The sequence below is a fragment of the Paraburkholderia jirisanensis genome, assembly GCF_054782355.1.
This window is the reverse complement of the sequence record NZ_BAAGSQ010000033.1, coordinates 223,574-245,713: the sequence shown is the minus strand read 5'-3', so window position 1 is coordinate 245,713 and position 22,140 is coordinate 223,574. Positions and strand designations below refer to the sequence as shown.

15 protein-coding genes are annotated in these 22,140 nt (G+C 68.3%); 14 read left to right on the top strand and 1 reads right to left on the bottom strand.

What is annotated here, in order from left to right; genetic code table 11:
• The first annotated feature begins 15 nt into the window (after positions 1–15).
• The 12 genes from ACYVNQ_RS33145 (at position 16) to ACYVNQ_RS33090 (ending at position 18,931) form a co-directional block, all read left to right on the top strand.
• A complete protein-coding gene (locus tag ACYVNQ_RS33145) occupies positions 16–1,512 on the top strand; it encodes a tetratricopeptide repeat protein (RefSeq protein ID WP_460909069.1) in 1,497 nt (498 codons plus the stop codon).
• 6 nt (positions 1,513–1,518) lie between these two features.
• Complete coding sequence (locus ACYVNQ_RS33140) at positions 1,519–3,447, top strand: type VI secretion system Vgr family protein (RefSeq protein WP_460909067.1); 1,929 nt, start codon at positions 1,519–1,521, stop codon at positions 3,445–3,447.
• 111 nt (positions 3,448–3,558) lie between these two features.
• Positions 3,559–3,783, top strand: coding sequence for a pentapeptide repeat-containing protein (locus tag ACYVNQ_RS33135; RefSeq protein ID WP_460909065.1), 225 nt, complete (start codon positions 3,559–3,561; stop codon positions 3,781–3,783).
• On the top strand, positions 3,711–4,163 hold the full coding sequence (locus ACYVNQ_RS33130) for a DUF6931 family protein (RefSeq protein ID WP_460909063.1): 453 nt from the start codon (positions 3,711–3,713) through the stop codon (positions 4,161–4,163). The genes ACYVNQ_RS33135 and ACYVNQ_RS33130 overlap by 73 nt, the downstream gene beginning before the upstream one ends.
• Positions 4,160–6,184: a type VI secretion system-associated FHA domain protein TagH gene (tagH, locus tag ACYVNQ_RS33125; RefSeq protein WP_460909061.1), complete on the top strand. Its 2,025-nt coding sequence runs from the start codon at positions 4,160–4,162 to the stop codon at positions 6,182–6,184. The genes ACYVNQ_RS33130 and tagH overlap by 4 nt, the downstream gene beginning before the upstream one ends.
• A gap of 89 nt (positions 6,185–6,273) precedes the next feature.
• Positions 6,274–7,611 (top strand): type VI secretion system baseplate subunit TssK, encoded by a 1,338-nt coding sequence (tssK, locus tag ACYVNQ_RS33120; RefSeq protein WP_460909059.1) that lies wholly within the window; start codon positions 6,274–6,276, stop codon positions 7,609–7,611.
• Positions 7,608–9,017, top strand: a complete 1,410-nt coding sequence (gene icmH / locus ACYVNQ_RS33115) for a type IVB secretion system protein IcmH/DotU (protein ID WP_460909057.1) — start codon at positions 7,608–7,610, stop codon at positions 9,015–9,017. The genes tssK and icmH overlap by 4 nt, the downstream gene beginning before the upstream one ends.
• 4 nt (positions 9,018–9,021) lie before the next feature.
• The gene (gene tssM / locus ACYVNQ_RS33110; RefSeq protein WP_460909055.1) at positions 9,022–12,606 is read left to right on the top strand and encodes a type VI secretion system membrane subunit TssM; all 3,585 of its coding nucleotides are present in this window, start codon (positions 9,022–9,024) and stop codon (positions 12,604–12,606) included.
• Positions 12,603–14,429, top strand: a complete 1,827-nt coding sequence (tagF, locus tag ACYVNQ_RS33105) for a type VI secretion system-associated protein TagF (RefSeq protein WP_460909053.1) — start codon at positions 12,603–12,605, stop codon at positions 14,427–14,429. The genes tssM and tagF overlap by 4 nt, the downstream gene beginning before the upstream one ends.
• On the top strand, positions 14,426–15,145 hold the full coding sequence (locus ACYVNQ_RS33100; protein WP_460909051.1) for a PP2C family protein-serine/threonine phosphatase: 720 nt from the start codon (positions 14,426–14,428) through the stop codon (positions 15,143–15,145). Before tagF ends, ACYVNQ_RS33100 begins: the two co-directional genes overlap by 4 nt.
• Before the next feature lie 10 nt (positions 15,146–15,155).
• Positions 15,156–18,512: a serine/threonine-protein kinase gene (locus ACYVNQ_RS33095; protein ID WP_460909049.1), complete on the top strand. Its 3,357-nt coding sequence runs from the start codon at positions 15,156–15,158 to the stop codon at positions 18,510–18,512.
• Positions 18,509–18,931: a hypothetical protein gene (locus ACYVNQ_RS33090; protein WP_460909047.1), complete on the top strand. Its 423-nt coding sequence runs from the start codon at positions 18,509–18,511 to the stop codon at positions 18,929–18,931. The genes ACYVNQ_RS33095 and ACYVNQ_RS33090 overlap by 4 nt, the downstream gene beginning before the upstream one ends.
• Before the next feature lie 58 nt (positions 18,932–18,989).
• Here the strand turns inward: ACYVNQ_RS33090 and tssA are convergent, their stop codons facing one another.
• Positions 18,990–20,063, bottom strand: a complete 1,074-nt coding sequence (gene tssA, locus ACYVNQ_RS33085) for a type VI secretion system protein TssA (protein ID WP_460909045.1) — start codon at positions 20,061–20,063, stop codon at positions 18,990–18,992.
• Positions 20,064–20,608: 545 nt separating this feature from the next.
• On the opposite strand from tssA, the gene ACYVNQ_RS33080 reads away from it, so the two are divergent.
• Both ACYVNQ_RS33080 and ACYVNQ_RS33075 read left to right on the top strand, forming a co-directional pair.
• Entirely contained in the window at positions 20,609–21,379 is a 771-nt protein-coding gene (locus ACYVNQ_RS33080; protein ID WP_460909043.1) for an SDR family oxidoreductase, read from the top strand.
• Positions 21,380–21,569: 190 nt separating this feature from the next.
• A complete protein-coding gene (locus ACYVNQ_RS33075) occupies positions 21,570–22,079 on the top strand; it encodes an ester cyclase (RefSeq protein WP_460909041.1) in 510 nt (169 codons plus the stop codon).
• Positions 22,080–22,140 lie beyond the last annotated feature (61 nt).

The window sequence follows — 22,140 nt, the reverse complement described above, 5'->3', positions numbered from 1 at the left end:
ACGGTCCGGATGTCCATGAGCCCTACCTCCCGTTACGCGCAGCGCCCGCGGCCAGCCGCAGCCGGCGCGGCGCAGGCGTTGCAGCAGGCGCTGCGCGCGCATCAGGCCGGCGAACTCGACAGCGCCGAGCAACACTATCGCCGCGCGCTGCGCATGCATGCGGCGCAACCCGACGCGTTGCACTATCTGGGCGTGCTGCGCCATCAGCGCGGCCACAGCGACGAGGCCGTCGAACTGGTTGGCCATGCGCTGCGCCTGACGCCGGGCCACGCCGATGCGCACAGCAACCTCGGCAACATCCACAAGGAATGCGGCCGCCATACGGAAGCCGAAGCCTGCTATCGCCGTGCGCTCGCGATCGCCTCTGCGCATCCGCAGGCACTCGGCAATCTGGCGATCGTGCTGCAGGTGCAGCAGCGCATCGACGCGGCGCGCAGCGCGTATCGCACGTGGCTGGCGCGGGCGCCCGACGATGCGCGCGGCCACTACTGGTTCGGCCGTTTTCTGTGCAGTCACCCTGATAGCCGGCCAGACATCGAGCAGGCGGTCGACTGCCTGCGGCGCGCGTTCGAACTGGACCCGCACAATCTGCGCGCGCTCGAAGCGCTCGGCATGGCGCTGTACGGGCTGGGCCGCATCGACGAGGCGGCAGGCGTGTATCGCGCGTGGAGCGAACACGATCCCGCCGATCCGGTCCCGCAGCACATGCTGTGCGCGTGCGGTGCGAACGCCGCGCCGCCGCGGGCCGGCGACGAATATGTGCGTAAGCTGTTCGACGATTTCTCGCTGAGCTTCGACGAGCAGCTGGTGAACAACCTCGGCTACCGCGCGCCGCAGGCGCTGGTCGAAGCGCTCGATGCGTATGCGCCGGTGGCGGGCGACGGCGGCCCCGACACGCTCGACGTGCTCGACGCCGGCTGCGGCACCGGCCTGTGCGCGCCGTTGTTGCGCACGCGCGCCCGCACGCTGACCGGCGTGGATCTGTCGGAGGGCATGCTCGGCGAGGCGGCCCGCCGCGGCGGCTACGACGAGCTGGTATGCGCGGAATTGACGGCGTTCCTGAGCCGGCATGCGCACGCCTACGATCTGATCGTGTGCGCCGACACGCTGGTCTATTTCGGCGATCTCGCGGCGGTGCTGGCCGCCAGCTGCCACGCACTGCGCGCGGGCGGGCAGCTCGCATTCAGTCTCGAAGCGCTGCACGGCGCTGCCGGCGCCGACGTTCCAGCCTACGCGCTCGCACCGAGCGGCCGCTATCAGCACAGCCGTGCGGCGCTCGAAACAAGCCTCGCGAAAGCCGGCTTCAGCGACCTGCATATCGAAGCGCAAGCACTACGCAAGGAAGCGGGCCGGTGGGTGGACGGCTGGATCGTGCTGGCCGGCAAGGCGGCGAAAGCGGGCGCAGAACCCGTGACGAACGCGGATGCGAGCGACGATATGCATTTGCGAAGGAATAGAAGGCCAGCGACGGCTGTTGTGGTAGCGGAGATCGATATCGACGCAGGAGTTTGAATTCCGATGGCCCACGCAATCACGCTCACTTCGACGCTCGGCACGAGCCTGCTGTTCGCGAACATGACCGCGCACGAAGCACTCGGGAAACTGTTTTCGTACCAGCTGGAAACCATCAGCAAGACCCCGGACGTCGACCTGCGCGCGTTGCTTGGCACGCCGATGACCGTCAAGCTGGTGAGCCCGCAGGGCTATACGCGCTATTTCAACGGCATCGTCTGCGAAGGCGAGCAGCATGGCTTCGTCAATATCGACAACGTTCGCTATGCGGTGTACCACTTCGTCGTGGTGCCCAAGCCGTGGCTGCTGACCCGAAAGCGCGACAGCCGCATCTATCGCAGCATGAGCGTGCCGCAGATCGTGCAGACCGTGCTCGGCGAGCTCGGCTATGGCGACCTGAAGCTGAGCCTGTCCGGCAACTATCCGGCGCGCGACTATTGCGTGCAGTATCGCGAGAGCTATTTCGACTTCCTGAGCCGGCTGATGGAACAGGAAGGCATCTATTACTTCTTCACGCATAGCGACAGCACGCACACGATGGTGCTGGCCGATGCGCTCGGCGCGCACAGCACGGTGCCGAGCTTCGAGCAGATTCCCTATGCGCCGCCGACCGAAAAGGGCAAGCGGATGAAGGCGTCGATCAGCGACTGGCAGACCGCACACACGGTCAATACCACCAAGGTGCAGCTCGACGACTACGACTATCTGAAGCCGAAGGCCTCGCTGCTCGCGACCGAAGAGCTGACCGATACCGACGACGCCCATAGCATCAGCGGCCTCGACATTTACGACTACCCGTACGACACGTTCGGCTACGACCAGCAGCTATCCGATGCGCAGCGCTGGGCGCGCGTGCGCGCGGACGCACTGAACGTGCCGCAGGCGATCTCGAACGGCCATACCGACGCATGCGGCGTCGGCGCCGGCGTGCTGTTCAGGCTGAAGGACTTCCCGCTGTCCGACGCGAACCAGGAATACCTGGTGATCGAAACCACGATGCGGCTCGTCGAGCCGGATTACATGGCGGGCAGCGGCGGCAGCGACGTCGGCGAAGAGCCGTTCCAGTGCGATTTCAAGACCATCAAGAGCCGCCAGCCGTTCCGCACGATGCCGCACACGCCGCGGCCGGTGATTGCCGGGCTGCAGACCGCGCGGGTGTATGGCGACACGCCCGAAGACATTGCCGTCGACAAATACGGCCGCGTGCAGGTCACGTTCTTCTGGAGCCAGCCCGGCAAGCCGCATGCGGACAACTCGTGCCCGGTGCGCGTCGCGCAGCTATGGGCCGGCAAGCGCTGGGGCGCGCAGTTCATCCCGCGGGTGGGCCAGGAAGTGGTGGTGAGTTTTCTGGAAGGCAATCCGGACCGGCCGCTGATTATCGGCAGCGTGTACAACGCGGACAACATGCCGCCGTACAGCCTGCCCGACAACAAGACGCAAAGCGGCGTGAAGAGCCGCAGCAACCAGGGCGGCGGCAGCGACGATTACAACGAGATCCGCTTCGAGGACAAGATGGGCAGCGAGCAGGTGCTGATCCACGCGCAGAAGGATCTGCGCGAAGAGTCCGAACACGATCACGACGTGGACGTCGCGCACAACTACACGCTGAAGGCCGGCAACCAGATCGAACTGGTGACCGGGCTCGCCAGCATCGTGATGAAGAGCACCGGCGAAATCACCATCAAGGGCACGCAGGTGCAGATCGAAGGCGTGATGGACGTCGGGCTGAAGGCGGGCGTGTCGATGCAGATCGGCTCGAAGGCGAATCTGGGCATCGGTTCGCTCGGCGCGATGGAAATCATCTCCGAGGCGACCACGCTGGTGCAGTCGCAGACGCTCGAACTGGCCGGCACGATTACCGCGCTGCTGACCGGCGAGCTGCCGTTGATCCTGCCGGCGCCGGTGCCGCCGGTACCGGTGCCAGGTGTGCTGTGAGGACGCGCGCGATGGACACGATCATGGCGGCCGCGCGCGACATGCAGTGCTCGCCGGCCGCGCACGCGACGCTGGAGGCGCTTGCCGCGCGGCAGCGTAGCGCGGCGTCGGATGAGACGACATCGGGCGTCGGCGCGCCGGGCGTCGCTACGCCGGGCGTCGCTACGCCGGGCGTCGCTACGCCGGGCGTCGCTACGCCGGGCGTCGCTACGCCGGGCGTCGCTACGCCGGGCGTCGGCACGCCGCGCGTCGCGGTCGAAGCGTTGCTCGATGCGGGCCTCGCCGAAGATGCGCTGGTGCTCGTCGCGCGGCTGCTGCCGCGGCGTTACGCGGTAGCCTGGCTATGCCAGTGCGCGCGCAACGAAGCGCTTGGCGAAACCGACCGTGCGGGCCTTGCGCTCGCCGAACAATGGGTGCGCAACAGTGACGACGCGCCGCGCCGCGCGGCACTCGCGTTTGCCCGCGCGCAGCGCTTCGGCGGCTGCGGCGCATGGGCGGCAGCCGCAGCCGGCTGGTCCGGCGGCGACCTCGCGCCGCCGGGCAGCGACAAGCCCGCGCCGCCCGGTCCCGCGATGACCGCGCGCGCCGTGGCGCTTGCGCTGACGCATCTTGCGGCCCACGTGCGTGAGCAATTCGTGGTGCGCCGCGTGGCGTTCGTCAGAAGCGCGCTGAATCTGCTGGGTACCCCGAACGGAATCGATGGAGAAACGACATGAGCGGTGCGCAACAACTGATGCTTTCGATCCACGGCGACGCGCCCGGGCGCGACGGCCTGCAACGCGAGCAGCGGTTTGCCGGACGCGACGGCAGTATCGGCCGCGCACAGGATTGCGACTGGGTGCTCAATGCCGAGGGCGTGTCGCGGCTGCATGCGCAGGTGCGCTATCTGAACGGCATCTACTTTATCGAGGACCGCAGCACCAACGGCATGCTGCTGAACGGTACGCCGCTGCGCAAAGGCGACCCAGCCGCGCTGAAAGATGGCGACCTGCTGCAGATCGATACCTTCGAGATCGGCGTGCAAATCTGCGGCGACGACAGCGACAGCACGCAACGGCATACGCAGCGCGAATTCCCGCAACACGCACCGTCAAATGCACAGCACAACGCGCCGCACCGGGACCCGGCCGCGCCGGCTGACGAGCACGCGCTCGCGCGGCCCTCGGCACCGGTTCCAGGCGGCTCCGGCGACCCGCTGGATCTGAGTCTGCTGCTCGGGCCATCGCGTAGCAACCCGCCGTCGGGCGCGCGCAGCGGCGAGGGACTGATTCCCGGTGCGGCCGATGCGCCGGCGCCGGGCGCGAGCCTCGATCCGCTCGCACTGTTCGATACGCCGCCGTCGTATTTCGACGATCCGGCGCCGCCGGCTGCCGGCCCGAGCTGGAACCACACGCCGGGCGTGTCGGATCGCTATCGTCCGCCGCCTGTCGAAGCGGCGCGCGGGCAGGCGCCGCAGTTGCCGGAAGACTGGGACGTGAGCATCAGCCAGTGGCGGATGGCACCGGCTGCTGCGCCGCTGCCGCATCAGGACGAGCCGCACGGGGTAGCGCGCAGCGCGGCGAAGCCCGACGGTGCACAGGGTGCACAGGGCGCACAAGGCGCACAAGGCGCACAAGGCGAGCCGCCGGCCTTGCATCGGCCGACGCACGAGCCTCAGGCACCGGACGCGGTCGACGGGGCGGCGCCCGGCGGCCCGACGCACGCGCGGCACGATGTTCACGATGCGCCAATCCCGGCTGTGCACGAGCCGCTGGCTGGCGATTCGTTGTGGCCGCAACCGCTGCCGACGGATTTCGATGTGCCGCTGCCGCTGCCGCTGCCGCTACCGCTGCCGCCGTTGCAAGAGGACGAGCCCGTGCCTGCAGCCGCGGCACCGGCCGTTGCGCCGGCACCCGCATCGTCGGGGGCGGCCGTCGCGCAGCCTGCGATGGCGCCGCAAGGCGCCGCGGCACCGCAGCCGGTGCCGCCCGCCGCGCCGGCGCCGTTTGTGCAGGCCGCTTCGGCAGTAGGCGACGCAGCGGCCGGTACGGCACCCGACGCGCGAGCGCCAGCCGCAGCTCAGTCCTCGGCCGTGCCGCTTGCTCAACCCGCCGTTCAGCCGGTTGTTCAACCGGTCGCTCAACCGGTCGCTCAACCGGTTGCTCAACCGGTTGCTCAACCCGTCGCCCAACCCGTCGCCCAACCCGTCGCTCAACCCGTCGCTCAACCCACAGCCCCAACCGAGCACCCGCAACTCGCCGAGATGTTCGAGATCGCCGTCGATTCGCTGATGGACGTGCTGCGCGCGCGCGCCGAACTGAAGAACAGCTTCCGCATGCCGGCCACCCTGATCCAGCGCTCGGAGAACAACCCGCTGAAGTTCGCGCCGACCGCCGGTGAAGCGGTCGCGCGGCTGCTGGCGCCGCCTGCCGGCGGCTTCCTTGCCGGCACTGCGGCGCTGCACGACGCGGCGCACGACATCCGCAATCACCAGATGGCGATGCTGGCCGGCGTGCGCTCGGCCTTCGACGCGCTGCTGGTGCACTTCGATCCGGCGCGTCTCGAGCAGGAAGCCGAGGCAGGCCAGGGCGTGCGGCGCCTTACGCTCGGCAGCCGGCCGCGTCACTGGGAACGCTACAAGGAGCAGTTCGAAGCGCTGACGAGGAATCCTGACGAATGCTTTCGCCGGCTGTTCGGCGACGAATTCGCGCGCGCCTACGAAGACCAGCTGGCGCGCCTGAAAAGCCGCGACAGCTGAGGCTCGCCGCGCGCGCTGAAAGACCCAGCGGACAGCGGACATCGAACGGTCCACCGCCACACCACAGAACACCGAAACGACACACCGACATGACGCACAGCAATAAAGTGGTATGGAGCGAAGGCCTGTTTTTGCGGCCACAGCACATGCAGCAGCAGGAGCGCTATTTCGAGCGCTACGTCGAGCTGCGGGCCGGCGGCTTGCGCCCGCATGCGTGGGGCTTTCACGAACTGGAGCTCGAGAGCGACCTGCTGGCGATCGGCAAGCTCGGCATCAAGCGGGCGCGCGGCGTGTTTCCGGACGGCACGCCGTTCGCGATGCCCGGCGACGATCCGCTGCCGCCGCCGCTCGATATCGAGCCGAACTGGCGCGACCAGATCGTTCATCTGACGCTGCCGCTGCGTTCGCCGACGCAGCCCGACAGCGGCTGGCCCGGCACGCAGACCGACCAGCTGCTGCGCTACCGCGTGCGCGAAACCGAAGTGCGCGACGCATCGGGAAGCATGGAAGGCCTGACCGCGCTCGAAGTGGCCGGCATGAGCGCGCGTCTCGTGCCGGACGTGCTGCCGATGGAAGGGCTGATGCAGATTCCGCTCGCGCATCTGGTCGAATGCCGCGCCGACCGTCGCGTGATACTCGACGAAGCGTTCATGCCGACCACGCTGAACGTACAGGCCGGCGAGCGGCTGTCGACTTTTCTGACCGAGCTGCTGGGCCTGCTGCATCAGCGCGGCGAAGCGCTGGCCGGCCGGGTCGTGCAGACCGATCGCGGCGGCGCTGCCGAGATCGCCGATTTTCTGATGCTGCAGGTGATCAACCGTTATCAGCCGCTGGTCGCGCATCTGGCCGAAGCGCCGCTGTTGCATCCGGAAGAGTTTTACCGGCTGCTGGTCGAGATGGCCGGCGAGCTCGCCACCTTCACGGCGGTCGGCAAGCGCGCGCAGGCTTTTCCGCCGTATCGCCACGAGGCGCTGCGCGAGTCGTTCGAGCCGGTGATCGCGGCGTTGCGCATCGCGCTGAGCGCGGTGCTCGAGCAAAGCGCGGTGCCGATCCCGCTGCAGCAGCGCAAATACGGCGTGTGGGTCGGCGTGGTGCCGGACCTGACGCTGCTCGACAACGCCACGTTCGTGCTGGCCGCGAAGGCCGACATGAAGGCCGAAGACATGCGCCGGCAGTTGCCGAGCCAGTCGAAGATCGGGCCAGTCGAGAAGATTCGCGATCTGGTGAATCTGCAGCTGCCGGGCATCGGCGTCTCGCCGATGGCGGTTGCGCCGCGTCAGCTGCCGTACACGTCGGGATTCCTGTATTTCGAATGCGATCGCAACTCGCCGATGTGGCGCATGTTGAAGACCTCGGGCGGCCTCGCGATGCATTTCGGTAGCGGCTTCGCGGGCCTCGATCTGCAACTGTGGGCGGTGCGGACATGAGCGATCAGAACCGTCGCGACGCCGCGACCGCGCGCAGCGACGCCACCGTGCTGCGCCCGCAGGGCAATCAGGGCAATCAGGCCGGCGCAGGTAACCCGAATCCAGGCGGCGCGGACGACGCGACGCGCATTATCGCGCCGCGCGCGCAGGCAGCGCAGGGCGCGACGGGCGCGACGGGCGGCCCGAATACTGCGCGCCCCGGCGCGCCGCCGTTGCGCGCCGAACTCGGCGATTTCATGAGCGGGGTCGCCAACCCGCTGGTGCGCGCCGCCAACCCGTTGCTGCTGCTGTCCGTGCAATTGCGCCATAGCGTCGCCGCCCCCGCCGATATCGCGCGGCTGCGCGAACAGGCGGTCACCCAGGTGCACAGCTTCGAGAGCTATGCACAGAACGCCGGCATCAACCAGCAGACCATCATGGCGGCGCGCTATGTGCTGTGCACGATGCTGGACGAGTCTGTCAACAATGCGCCATGGGGCGATTCGAGCGGCTGGGCGCAAAAAACGCTGCTGGTCACGTTTCACGGCGAGACCTATGGCGGCGCGAAATTCTTCCAGATTCTGGACCGGCTGTCGGTGGACTTTTCGCGGCACCTCGATCTGATCGAGCTGATGTACATCTGCCTCGCGCTCGGTTTCGGCGGCCGCTATCTGGTCGAGCCAGGCGGCCTCGCCCGTCTTGCGGACATCCAGGACGATCTGTACCGGCGCATTCGCGGCCTGCGCGAGGCGCCGGCGGCGGAGCTCGCGCCGCATTGGCGTGGCATCGAGGACCGGCGCAATCCGATCATGCGCTACGTGCCGTGGTGGGTCGTCGCGCTGGCCGCGGCTTTCATTCTGCTGGCGGTGTTCCTGTTCTTCTATGCGCGCTTGAATGCGTTGAGCGAGCCGGTCAGCGCGCAGCTGGCGAAGCTCGGTCTCGCGGACGCGCCGCCGCCGCAGACCAGCGCGCCGAAGCCGGCCGTCGCGCGCAAGACGCTCAAGCAATTGCTTGCGCCGCAGGAGCAGGCCGGCCAGTTGTCGGTCGACGAGAAGCCCGATGGCGAGGACACCGTGCGGCTGGCCGCGAGCGAGCTGTTCCCGTCCGGCGGCGCCGATATCGCGGCGGCGCAGATCGGCCTGCTGCACCGGATCACGTGGGCGCTGAACCAGGTGCAGGGCCGCGTGATCATCGTCGGCCATACCGACGACCAGCCGGTGCGCTCGCTGAAGTTCAAGGACAACTTCGAGCTATCCACCGCGCGTGCGCAAAACACCCAGCAGATCCTCGCGCAAGGGCTCGACGATCCGCGGCGGCTGTCTTCCAATGGCGCCGGCTCGTCGCAGCCGATCGCGACACCGGTCGATACGCCGGCTAACCGGGCGCGCAATCGCCGGGTGGAAATACTGTTTATTCCGGAGAACTGAACCCATGAAACAGCTGAAAACCTGGGTCACGTCCCGGTGGTTCTACACGGCGCTCGGCCTCGTGCTGGCGGCCGCCTTGATCTGGCTGGCCGGCCCGTATATCGGCTTTGGCGATACCCAGCCGCTTGCCAGCGTATCGGCACGGCTCGCGCTGATTCTGGCGCTGGTGGTGATCTGGCTGGTGGCAGTGCAACTGGTGTTGTGGCGGCAAAAGCGCAAGACCGCGCAGCTGTCCGGCGAACTCGCGGGCCAGGACGCGCAGCTCGCGAGCGCCGACGAACGCAATGCCGCCGAGCGCGCGCAGTTGCAGCAGCGCTTTGCCGAAGCGATCGAGACGTTGCGCAAGACCCGCAAGAACGGCAGCAACCTGTATGCGCTGCCGTGGTATGTGGTGATCGGCCCGCCGGGCTCGGGCAAGAGCACGCTGCTGCAGAATTCCGGCCTCGAATTTCCGCTGTCCGAACGCTTTGGCAAGGAGGCGCTGCGCGGTATCGGCGGCACCCGCAACTGCGACTGGTGGTTCACCGACGAAGCGGTGTTTCTCGATACCGCGGGCCGCTATACGACCCAGGATTCCGACGCGCAGGCCGATGCGTCGGCGTGGGAAGAGTTTCTGAAGCTGCTGCGCCGCTATCGCAAGCGCCGCCCGCTGAACGGCGTGCTGGTGACGATGAGCCTGTCGGACCTGCTGAGCTTCGACGAAACCACGCGCCAGCAGCATATCCGCGCGGTGCGGCGCAGGCTCGACGAGCTCGCGCAGCATCTGAAGGTCGGCGTGCCGGTGTATCTGGTGTTCACGAAGGCCGATCTGGTGGCCGGCTTCGGCGAGTTTTTCGACGACCTCGGCCAGGAATTGCGCAGCCAGGTGTGGGGCATGACGTTTCCGGCCGAGCGCACCATCGACGGCAGCGCGTGCCTGCAGTTCGGCGCCGAGTTCGATCTGCTGCTCGAGCGGCTCAATACGCGTGTGATCGAGCGCCTGCATGCCGAACGCGATCGCGGCCGGCGCGCCGCGGTGCTGAGTTTTCCGCAGCAGCTGGGCGCGCTGCGCGAGCTCGCGCAGCAGTTCGTCGAAGGCGTGTTCGCGCCGCATCAGTACGGCGCGCCGCCGTTGTTGCGCGGCGCGTATCTGACCTCGGGCACGCAGCAGGGCGCGCCGATCGACCGCATGTTGAGCGCGGTGGCGCGCACCTTCGGTGTCGATGCGGCGCGCGTGCAGAATCCGAACGCGCAGCGGCGCACGTTTTTTGTCGAGCGTCTGCTCAAGGAAGTGCTGTTCCGCGAATCGGGCTTTGCCGGCACCAACCCGCGCGTCGAACGGCAGAAAATCCTGCTGCAGGCCGGCGCGTATGCGGGCATCGCGCTGATTACCGCGCTGCTGGTGGCGGGACTGGCAACCAGCTACGCGCGCAACCGCAGCTACGTCGGCGAGGTGCAGGACGCGCTGAAGGATTTTCCGGCCAACGATAGCCTCGCCGGCGCGCCCGATCTGAAGAGCTATTTCGCGCGTGCGCTGGAACGGCTCGAAGTGGTGTCGGGTGCGCAGGATGTCGCGGGCCAGTACGAAGGACACGTGCCGCTGTCGATGCGCTTCGGTCTGTTCCAGGGCCATGCGCTGCTGCGCCAGGTGCATGGCGCGTATCTGCGCGAACTGAACGGCAGCCTGCTGCCCGGCGCCGGTGTGCGTTTTCGCGAAGGGCTGACGGCCAGCGCAAACGATCCGCAGGCGCTGTACGACTATCTGAAGGGCTATCTGATGCTCGGCGAGCCGCAGCATCTGGAGGCCGGCGAGCTGGCCGCGCTCGCACGTATCGAATGGCAGCGGCTGTTCCCGCAGGACCCGCCGATCCAGAAAGCGCTCGACAAGCATTTCAGCGCGCTGTTGAACGATCCGCAAAAGCCGCGCGCGCTGCCGCTCGACCAGGCGCTGATCGATCAGGCGCGCGCGACACTGAAGACCGCCGATCTGTCGACGCTGATCTACGGCCGCGTGAAGCTCGACGCCGAGCGTTCCGGCGCGCCGCCGGTGCGGCTCGACCAGACGCTCGGGCTGCTTGGCAACGTGTTCAGCCGCAAGAGCGGCGCGCCGCTGTCCGAGCCGCTGCCGGCGTTGTTTACACGGCCGTATTTCGCGTCGGAAGTGGACAAGGGCATCGACCAGTCGGTTGACGGCTTTGTCAAGGATGACTGGGTGTTCGGCGTGACCCGCATCGATCCGCTGGCGCGCTCGCGTTTCGAGCAGCAGGTGCTGGCGCTGTACGAGCAGGACTACATCCACGCGTGGGACGGCTTGCTGGCCGATCTGCAGTTGCAGCCGGTCGCGAGCATTCAGGATGCGAGCGCGCTGGCCGCCAGGTTGTCGGGCCCGAGTTCGCCGCTGAAGGCGCTGCTGAACCTGGTGCGCGACAACACCAGCGACCTGCTGCGCGGTGTCGCGCAGAACGGCGGCGCGGGCAGTGCGGCTTCGGATGCGCAGGCGCAGGCGAAAACGGTCGGCGAAAACGTCGTGGCACGGCGCGCGCTGAATACGCATCTCGCGCGCGAGCTGCGCTATTCCGGCGCGAACCTGCCGTACGGCGTGCCGAACGCGCGGGCGAATGCCGGCGGCGCCGATGCAAACGACGCCGCGCCGGCGCCGGGCGCGGCGATCGAAGCGCATTTCGCGTCGCTGAACCAGCTGAGCGCCGGCACGCCCGGCGCGACGCCGCTCGATCACACGGTCGGCGTGCTCGACCAGCTCAGCAAGGCGCTGCTGACGATGAACGACCTGAGCGACCCGGCCGCGCAGAACAACCCGGCGCTGCTCGCGGCGCGCCAGGAAGGCGGCCAGCTGCCGCCGCAGGTCGCGAGCCTCGTCGCCGGGCTGACCGGCAAGAGCGCGGCGCTGGTGGCGAGCGGCAGCAGCGCGGCACTGGCCGACCAGTTCCGCGCGGCGGCAGGCAACGATTGCCCGAGCTTCGTCGATGGCCGCTACCCGTTCGCGGCCGGCGGAGCTTCGGATATCCCGCTGCAAAACTTCGCCGACCTGTTCGGCAACGGCGGCCGCTTCGATGGCTTTTTCAAGTCGACGCTGTCGAAGCTGGTGGACAGCGGCGGGCGCACGTGGCGCTACAAGCCTGGCGTGCCGGCTGCGCCCGCCGCCGTGCTCGCCACCGCGCAAACCGCCGACGAGATCCGCCAGAGCTATTTCCGCGGCGGCGCGCAGCCGCAGGTCGGCTTCACGCTGCTCGCGCCGCAACTCGATAGCGCGATCGCGAAGTTGAGCGTCGAGATCGACGGGCAGAAGTACGAGTACACGGGCAGCACGCCAGCCAGCATGGCGATGACGTGGCCCGGCCCGCAGCCGGGCCATGTGGTGATCAGCGCGGTCGACACCGCGGGTGTCGCGGTCGGCACGCCGCTGAAGTTCGACGGCGACTGGGCGCTGTTTCATGCGCTCGATGCCGGGCATCTGCAGAAGCAGGGCGATCTGCGCTATGTCGCGACCTTCAGTTTCGCCGGCCACGCGGTGCAGTTGCCGATCCAGCCGGCGAGCCTGACCAATCCGTTCGGCAATAATCCGGCGCACCGCTTCAGGTGTCCGCGATGAACGGCGCGGTCGGCTTTTTCGGCAAGCTGCCGGGCGCGGGCGATTTCGTGCAGCGGCGCTTGCCGACCGCATTCGTCGACGGTTGGGACCGGCACTTCCAGCGCGCGGTGGACAGCGCGCGCCGTGAGCTTGGCGCGCAATGGAGCGCCGTCTGGCGCGCCGGCGCGGCGTGGCGTTTCGTGCTGCCCGCGCAGGTATGCGGCAACGGCGCATGGTGCGGGCTGGTCGGTCCGGCCGAGGACCGGCTCGGGCGAGGCTTTCCGCTGGTGCTGGCGGCGCCTTGCAGCGACGACGCGACGAGCGTGCTTGCCAACGGTGCGTGGTTCGATGCGCTGGAGCGGGTTTATCAGCGGGCGTTGTACGAGGCGGTCAGCGTCGAGACGTTCGATGCGTGGCTGGCCGCGCTGCCGAATCCGCTTGCCGACACACACGCGCAGGCGGTGCACTGGCGCGGTCTCGATTGGGCCAGCGGGCAGTGGCAGCAGGCGGTGCCACCGCATGCCGCGGCCGGCGCGCTGCTCGCGCAGGCATGGCAGCAGCTTGGCGCGCAGCCGGGCGCGTGGTGTTTGTGGTGGACGCAGCGCGCCGAGCGGCTGGTGGCGACGCGCGGCTTGCCGCGCAGTTACGCGCTGTTGCTGGAGCCGACTGGCGAAGTTGTGCGGGAGCCGGAAGCGCTGATGCAAGCGCAGGTGCCGATGCAAGCGCAGATGCCGTTGCAAGCGCAAATGCCGATTCAAGAGCAACTGCATGGGCAAGCGCAACTGCACGGGCAAACGCAACTGCACGGGCAAACGCAACTGCACGGGCAAACGCAACTGCACGGGCAAACGCAACTGCACGGGCGAACGCAACTGCACGCGCAAGCGCAACTGCATGGGCAAGCGCAACTGCATGGGCAAGCGCAACTGCACGGGCAAGCGCAATTGCACGGGCAAGCGCAATTGCACGGGCAAACGCAACTGCATGGGCAAACGCAATTGCACGGGCAAACGCAACTGCATGTGCAAACGCAACCCCAGCCGCTCACGCATGCCGCCGCGCCGGACCTCATGCAAGCCGCGGCACAACCGTACGCGCCGCTCGATCTGCGCGACGCTCATGCGGCCGACGCGCCACCCGAAGCCCCGGCCGCCCGCGCTCGCGCGGGCGTTGATGAACCCGCGTACGCCGACCTCGACACGCCGCCCGCCGCCGCGCTGCTGCCGCTCGACCATGGCCGCACGCTGCTGCTATGCGCGGACGACGGTCCCTTCGATGCGCGCCGCCGTGCTGCGCGCGTCATCCGCGCGGCCGCGCTGGCCAGCGCGCCAGACCTCGCGTCGCTGCAGGCGAACCTGCTCGCGCTAAACCAGCCGCTATACGGCGCGCGGGCCGCGTCGGCGGGCCTCGTCGAGGAAGACGGCGCGGTGCTGATAGCACGTTTCGAAGCCGGCGAAGCGCGGCTGATGCGCTTCGGCGCGGCGCTCGCGTGGCATTGGCGGCAGGGCCAGCTGCGGCCGCTGTTCGTCGAGCGTGCGGCGGGCGCCGGCGGCGAATTCGACGACCTGCTGTTCGGCAGCGCATGGCTCGCGCTGCCCGGCCTCGGTGCCGCCGGCACGCCGCATCACGACGAAGCGCGCACCGTGCTCGAAGCCGGCGACCGCCTGCTGCTGCTGGTCACGCGCCGCCTGATGGAACTGCCGCAAGCGCAGATTGCCGCGGCGCTCGGCCTGCCGACCTGCGCCGCCGCGCGCGAGCAGCTCGCGGCCGACGCGGGTCTTGCCGCTGACCTGATGATCGAGCCGGCGCAATGGCCGCTGGCGGTGCTGGGAGTAGAAGCATGACGAGCCGCTACGTGTCCGCCGGTCACACCGAGACCGGCAAGGTGCGCCGACACAACGAAGACGCGATCCTGGTGCGCGACGACCTCGGCCTGTGGGTGGTCGCCGACGGTCTCGGCGGCCACGCGGCCGGCGATTACGCGAGCGCGCTGATCGTCGAGCGGCTCGGCGCGCTGACCCGCGAGCAGGGTGTCGACGACTTTATCGAAGCGATCGAAGACAGCCTGCAGCAGGTCAATACCGAGCTGCGCGCGGTGGCGCACGAGCGCGGCGTCGACGTGATCGCATCGACGGTGGTGGTGCTGGTGCACGACCGCGACTTCGTGCTGTGCGGCTGGGTCGGCGATAGCCGGGCCTATGTGTACGAAGACGGCGCGCTGCGTCAGCTGACCGAGGACCATGTGCACGGCGTCAAGAGCGATGTCACGCAGTTCGGCGCGAATGCGCGTCCGCAGGCGGGCGCAGGCGTGCTGACGCGGGCGGTCGGCGCGGAGGAACAGCTGTTCGTCGACTGGACCGTGGCCGGCAGCCGGCCCGGCATGCAGTTTCTGCTGTGTTCGGACGGGATCAACAAGGAATTGAGCGATGCGGAGCTGGACGTCGCGTGCCGCGCGCCGGCGGCGCCGCGCGAATGGCTCGCACAGCTGTTTGCGCAGGCGCTGCAACGGAGCGCGCGCGATAACCTCTCCGCCGTGATCGTGCGGCTCGAAGCGCCGTGACGAGGCCACTATGAACGACCTGAAAAATCTGATTGACGCGTGGCGCGAGGACCGGCTTGTGCTGTCGGCGCTATTCGAGGCGATGGCCACGCGCGGTACGCGCGACGCAGCCGCGCATCGCAGCGATCTCGACCTGCTGCAGCGGCTGCAGCAGCAAGGCTTGCTCGATGCGCAGATCGCCGAGGCGCTCGCGCAGCGGTTGACTTCGCTGCAGCGCGACGGCCATACGGTGCACGAGGCGGACGAGGCGCCCGAAGCACACGAAGCACACGAAGCACACGAGGCGCTCAAAGCACACGATGCGCCCGAAGCACACGAGGCGCTCAAAGCACACGAGGCGCCCGAAGCACACGAGGCGCCCGAAGCACACGAGGCGCCCGAAGCACACGAGGCGCCCGAAGCACACGAAGCGCCCAAAGCGCCCGCTGCCGAAGCCTGCGATGACGAGGAAGCCCGCGGTTCAACCCGTGACACCGTTGCGCACGGCGCAGATGAGCACGACGCCAGCGCGGCTTCAGTCGATGCGCACGCCGACGCCTACGATCTGACGCGCGTGCAGCCGCGCACCGCAGCGGCTGCGTCCGCCGCAGCTCCTGCGCCGGCTGCCGCATCGGCTGCCAGCGAGCCCGCTGCGGACCTGACGCGCGTACAGCCCGCATCGTCCGCGGCGTTTGCGTCGTCTGCCTCGGCCAGCTACGCAAACGACACGCGCCATGACGACGCGACGATCGTCAAGCCGGCCACCGGCAGCGGCGTGCGCACCAGCACGCGCACCGGCACCAGCGCAACCAGCGCAACCAGCGGCACGGCCACCGGCGGCGGCGACAGCAGCCTGAATCAGGCGAGCTGGCGCCGCGTCGCGCAAGCGCAGGGCGGCGAGAACGCGCGCGTCGGCATGCTGCTGAAAGGGCGCTTTCTGCTCGAACGCGAGCTGGGCCGCGGCGGCATGGGCGTCGTCTATCTGGCGCGCGACGAGCGCAAGGTCGAAGCGCGCGACCGCGATCCGTATGTCGCGGTCAAGGTGCTGAACGACGAGTTCCGCCGCCACCCGGATTCGCTGATCGCGCTGCAGCGCGAAGCACGCCGCGCGCAACAGCTCGCGCACGATCACATCGTGCGGGTCTACGACTTCGACAAGGACGGCACGATCGTCTTTATGACGATGGAGTACATCGACGGCACCGATCTGCGCACGCTGATCCGCGAACGCGCGTATGCGGGCATGTCGATCGCCGCCGCCTGGCCGCTGATCGAAGGCATGGCGCGCGCCCTCGAGCGCGCGCATGCGAACGGCGTCGTGCATTCGGATTTCAAGCCGGGCAACGTGATGGTCACGCGCGCCGGCGTGCCGAAAGTATTCGACTTCGGCATCGCGCGCGCCGGCAAATTCGGCGGCGATGCGCACAGCAGTGCCGGCGATCACACGGTGTTCGATGCCAGCACGCTGGGCGCGCTGACGCCTGCCTATGCGAGCCTCGAAATGACCCAAGGCAAGGCGCCGAGCGCGGCCGACGACGTCTATGCGCTCGGCTGCGTGGTGTTCGAACTGCTCACCGGCCGCCATCCATTCGACAAGCACAGTGCCGAAACCGCGCTTGCCGAAGGGCGCCGCCCGCCGCTGGTGCCGGGGCTGTCGAAGCGTCAGTACAAGGCGCTGTGCGACAGCGTGGCGTTCGAACAGGCGGGGCGTCTGCAAGGCGCCGCGGCGCTGCTCGAAGGCCTGCGGCGGCGCGACCTGCGCGAGCGGATGGTGCCGTATTTCGCCGGCGCGGTGGCGCTGGCGGTGCTGGCCGCCGGCGGCTGGGCGCTGCATGGATATGTGCGCGAGCATCATCTGGAACAGGTAGTGGCCGGCTTTACGCCGGACAGTCCGAACCGCTACACCACCGAGGACCAGGCGCTCGCCGCGCTCGACAGCCTCGACAGCAACGCACGTCGGCGCGTGGTGCTCGACCAGAGCGATGCGATCCAGAGTTTTCTGCTGGGCCGGCTCGACGCGTACTGGAACCCCGCGCAGGATCGCCTCGATTACGCGGGCGCGCGCCACGTGTTCCAGCTGCGCGACCGCATGAAGCTGTTCTCGACTGCGTTCGACCTGCGTCGCAAGCAGATCGAGGATCAGCGCAACGACATGCTCAATACGCTGAACACGCAACTCGATCAGGCGCTGGAGCAGGGCGCGCTGTTCGAAGGGCAAATGGACAACGCGGTGCAGATTCTGGCGCGCATCCGCACGCTCGATCCGCGCAGCGCGCTGCTGCGTAGCCCGCGCCTCGAGATCAAATACGACCTCGCGGTGGGCCAGTCGATCGGGGCAAACCGGCTCGACGAAGCGCGCGCGCAGCTCGCCACCGCACTGAAGCTGTTTCCCGACTCGAGCCGGCTGAAGACACGCAACGCCGAACTGGCGAGCGCGGTGGCGTTCGCCGCCGCGCATCCAGGGGTGGAGCGGCCCGATTCGATCAACGTGGTCGACGCGCGCGATACGCTGACGCAGCTGGCCACGCAGCCGGTGCCTGGCGCCGAATGGCAGGGCGCCGCGTCCGCCGCGCTCGCGACGCTGCAAAACGACAGCTCGCCGGCCACGCAGAAGGCGCTCGATGCGTTCGCCGACGGCATCGCGGCGCAGGCGGCGCAGGTGAGCGATCCGCTGGCGGTGCAAGCCAGCCTGCAACTGGTCGAGTTCGGTTTGCGCTACGCACCGCAGTCGGCCGCGCTGGTCGAGCAGCATGACCGTCTGCAGGCGCTGCTGGCGCAGCAGAAGGTCGAGCAGCAAAGCGCCGATGCCGAGGTTGCCACGCGTATCGACGCCGTACGGCGCGCCGCCGCGGCGAACGACCCGCAGGCCGCGCAGCAGGCGCTCGCGCGGATTCGCGATTTGCAGCCCGACCAGCCGTTCCTCGCCGGCGAAGGGCAGCGGCTCGTCAGCGCCGCGTATCTGGGCAAGGCGCGCGCGCTGTGCCAGCAAGGCAAGCTCGGCGCTGCCGCGAGCCTCGTCGGGCAGGGCGCGCAGACGCTGGACGAGCGGCCCGAGCTGGGCAACGCCGCGGAGCGCTACGAACTGGCGGGCGCGTTGCTCGATGCGCGCCGCAAGCCGATTTCGCAGGTCGACTACGAGGGCTTGCAAGCCCGCTACGATGCGGCGCAGGCGATCGATCCGGACGGCATGCAGCAACTGGAGAGCGATCTGAACGTCAGTCTGAAACTGCCGGTGGGCGGCTTGCGCGGCTTGCTGGCGCAATTGCGCGTGAGGAGCGGCGACACGTTGAACGGCCGCAGCGATGCAACGCCGCTGCCGCCCGCGGCGGCACTCGAACGCGGCGAGCGCGCAGGGCCGGCGCAACGGCTGCTGGAGCGGCGTGCATGAACGGACCGGAACAACAGGCGAGTTTCGCGCTGCAAACGCTCGACGAAGCCCATCGGCTCGGCCGCCTGACGCGCGACGAATACCGGCTGCGGCGCCGGCAACTGCTGGAGCGGCTGCGTAATGGGTATGCTGCGCACCTGGGATCGCCGCAGCACGGATCTGGGCAGGACACCCAGCGCGACACCGTGCGGCGGATGGCGGCGGCAGGCACCGTGGCCGCGCCCTATGGCGTGCCCGCCGATGCCAGCGCTGCCCGCGCGGCGGCAGGCGAGCCCATAGCCCGACACGGCGCAGTCGCCGCACCGGCCATGCCGGCCGCGCGGCCTGGCTGGCGGCGGGTTGCGTGGTCGGTCGGCGCGCTTGGCGTGGTGTGCGCGAGTGCGGCGCTGTACTACTGGCTGATGCTGCGGCCAGTCTGACGCGGCCGCAGCGCGGCGTAACGGTGCGTCAATCTGCGTCAGATTGCGTCAGTTCGCGTCAATCCGCGTCCGGCCCGAGCAGCATCTGCAGTTCCGACAGGCCGCCGGGCGCGATATTGCGCAGCACGTCCTCGAAGCCCTTGCCGACCAGCCGCCGCGCGCGCCGCAGCAGGATCGGCACCGGGCTCGACGGCTCGTTGCGGTCGTAGTACTCGCAGATCTCGTCGATACGCAACAGCACGTCTTCCGAATTCTGGATGCCGCGCGCGCGCGCCGGCTCAGCGGCTGCAGCTTGCGCATCTGCGCTCGGCTGCGCGCCGGCTGCGGCATCCGCGTCGGCCGCGGCTTGCGCTTGAGCGGCCGCGGCCGCCAGTTCCGGGAAGCGCCGCGCGAGCTGCGCATCGACGAATTTCTTCAGCTCCTGCACATCCGCCACCAGCCGCGACAGATCCGGGCTCAGCGTGCCGAGTTGCGCGGCCAGCAGCGCGTCGAGTGCCTGCGCATGGTCGAGCGCCTGCGCCAGCAGGGTGGCCGCGGTGGGCAGCAGCTCCGCGTCGCAATCCATACAGCAGGCTTCCAGTTCGACCATGGTGGGCAGCGGCCTGGCGTTCGCAGATGGCTCGACACTCAATGCGCCGCTTGCGATGCGCAGATCGCGCAGCGTAAAGCGGCCGAGGCGCGGCGACTGCACGAACACCATGCTGCGGAAATAGCCGAGCAGGCTTTGAGGATCGCCAAGCGGCATCAGCGCGTTGGCGCGTGCCGTGGGGTCGTTGTTGTCTTCCGCGTCCAGTTGCGGGTGCACGCCTTCCCAATAGTTGTCCAGCAGCGCGCGCACCAGCGCGAGCCCGGCGGTCCAGCCGGCGAGGCCTTCGGTGCGGGTCCACGCCGCGGCGAGGTGATTGGCCGCGCGCAGGTCCTTGCTGCGCGCGAAGAACGCCTGCGCGAGCGGCGCGACCTTGCCCCAGTCGGGTTCTTCGGCGGCCTTGACGGTGTCGCCGATCGAGCGCTCGGCTTTCGGTGTGGCCGCCCGCTCGAGTTCGCTGAACTGGGGGTCGTATTCGAGGTCGGGTCCTGCAGGCGAGGCGTCGTCGATGGGGGCAAGCAGCGTGTCGAGATCGAATTGCGTCATGGCATGGAGACTGGCGAGGGGTTTCTTGCGAAAGCGCATCCGGGGCAGCTGATGCTGCACGAGATGCGGTTCGGACTGACGATGCGGGTTTGCCGGCATTCCGGCCGTGCGCAACGGCCGCGCCGGCGCTTCGCGTGCGCGCCGGTCGCGGTGGGCACGCGCTACCCGAACGGATGTGCAGCAAAGCGCGCCTTCATTGCCAACAACAGCAGGGGGCGGCAAGTTATTCCGCCGTGCCTCGCATCAAATCGCGTCGATTCTTGCGGCAGCCCTTCGATACCTGCGATACCTGCCTTTAACGCCCGCCACTGAAAGCCCGATGGAAGCAAGGGGCCGGATCATACCAGCTATGAACGATGGTCCATAGCTCGTTCTGTCTGCATCTTCGATACTGAATTCACTCCCGAGCCGCAAACAGTCGTGTGGTTCAGGCCGGCAGCTCGAGCACCGGCCCAAACCGCAATGGTACGGAATCCGTATCGAAGCGAGCCGACCGCTTGCGCGCAAACCGGGATTGAACGATTCAACTATCCGGAGGTTTTGACATGAGCAAGCGTATCGCAATCGTAACCGGCGCAAGCCGGGGCATCGGACAGGCCACCGCCATCCGTCTCGCCAGAGACTTCGACGGCCTCGTGCTGGTGGCGCGCAGTGCGGATCTGCTGGAACAGACGGCGCAGTCGGTGCGCGCGGCGGGTGCAACACCGCTGACGCTCGGCCTCGATCTGCGCGATCCGGCCGCCGCGCGGCAAACCGTGGACAAGACCCTGCAGAGCTTCGGCCGCATCGACGCGGTGGTCAATATTGCCGGCGCGGTGCCGCAGATCGACGTGCTCGATATGACCGACGACCAGTGGGACGACGGCTTCGCGTTGAAGCTGCACGGCGCGCGGCGTCTCGCGATTCACGCGTGGGAAGCGCTGAAGCAGTCGAGCGGTTCGGTGATCTTCACGTCCGGCAATTCGGCGCAGGCGCCCAAAACGACCTTTGCCGCAGTGGCGACGGTCAATGCGGCGATCGTCGCGATGGCCAAGGCGTTTGCCGATCGCGGCGTGACCGATGGCGTGCAGGTTAATAGTGTGCTGCCGGGACCGGTGCTGACCGACCGGCGCCGTTCGTACATGGAAAAGTACGCGGCCACGCACGGCATGACGGCCGCGGAGGCACTCGAGAAATTCCCGGAGCAGGCCGGCATCACGCGCTACGGCAAGCCGGAAGATATCGCCGAGCTGATGGCGTTCGTGCTGTCGCCGGCGGGCCGCTGGATCGTGGGCTCGTCATTGCGGATGGACGGCGGCGAGATCAAATCGGTTTGACGGCGTGGCGCGGCGCGCAACTGCACGGGCAGGTGCGCGGCCAGCGGGCCAGCTGGACACATGAGGCCGCAGCGGCTGGCTGCGGCTGTCTGCATTTATTTTCCATCAAGCAAAGGAGCAAGGAATGAAGCGGCCTGGAGTAGTGAACAGAGTCTGCGCGACGTTCGGCGTCGCGGCATGTTGTGTCGCCATGACAACTGCGGCAGAAACCGCGGCAGCAACCCCCGCACTGGCCGCCGGCGAAAACCTGCCGGTACCGCACCATCTGACGCTTGCCGATCACTCGGCGCACACGCTATCGGTCGAACGGGCCGCGCTGCGCTACGCGGCGTTCTGGAACACCGGCGACGAAGATTACGCGCGGCGCTCGCTGAGCGACGATTTCGTCGACCGTACGCTGCCTGCGGGACGTGCGCCGGGGCTCGAAGGTGCGCTGCAGGCGTCGAAGGCATTTCGCGCGGCGGTGCCCGACCTGACTTCGGAAGTCGACGATATGACCGTGGTCGGCGATCGCGCGATGCTTCATCTGCATTTCAAGGGGCATTTCACCGGTCAGTTCAAGGGCATTCAGGGAAATAACCAGAGCATCGATTTTCAGGCGTTCGATCTTTACCGTGTGCAGGACGGCAAGATCGCCGACAACTGGCATCTGGAAGACAACCTGACCTTGCTTAAGCAACTGGGTGTGATCAAGCAGTAGGAAGTGACGGCACACGCATCGACCGGCGTCACGCGTGTGCAGTGTTCGACGATTCGGATAC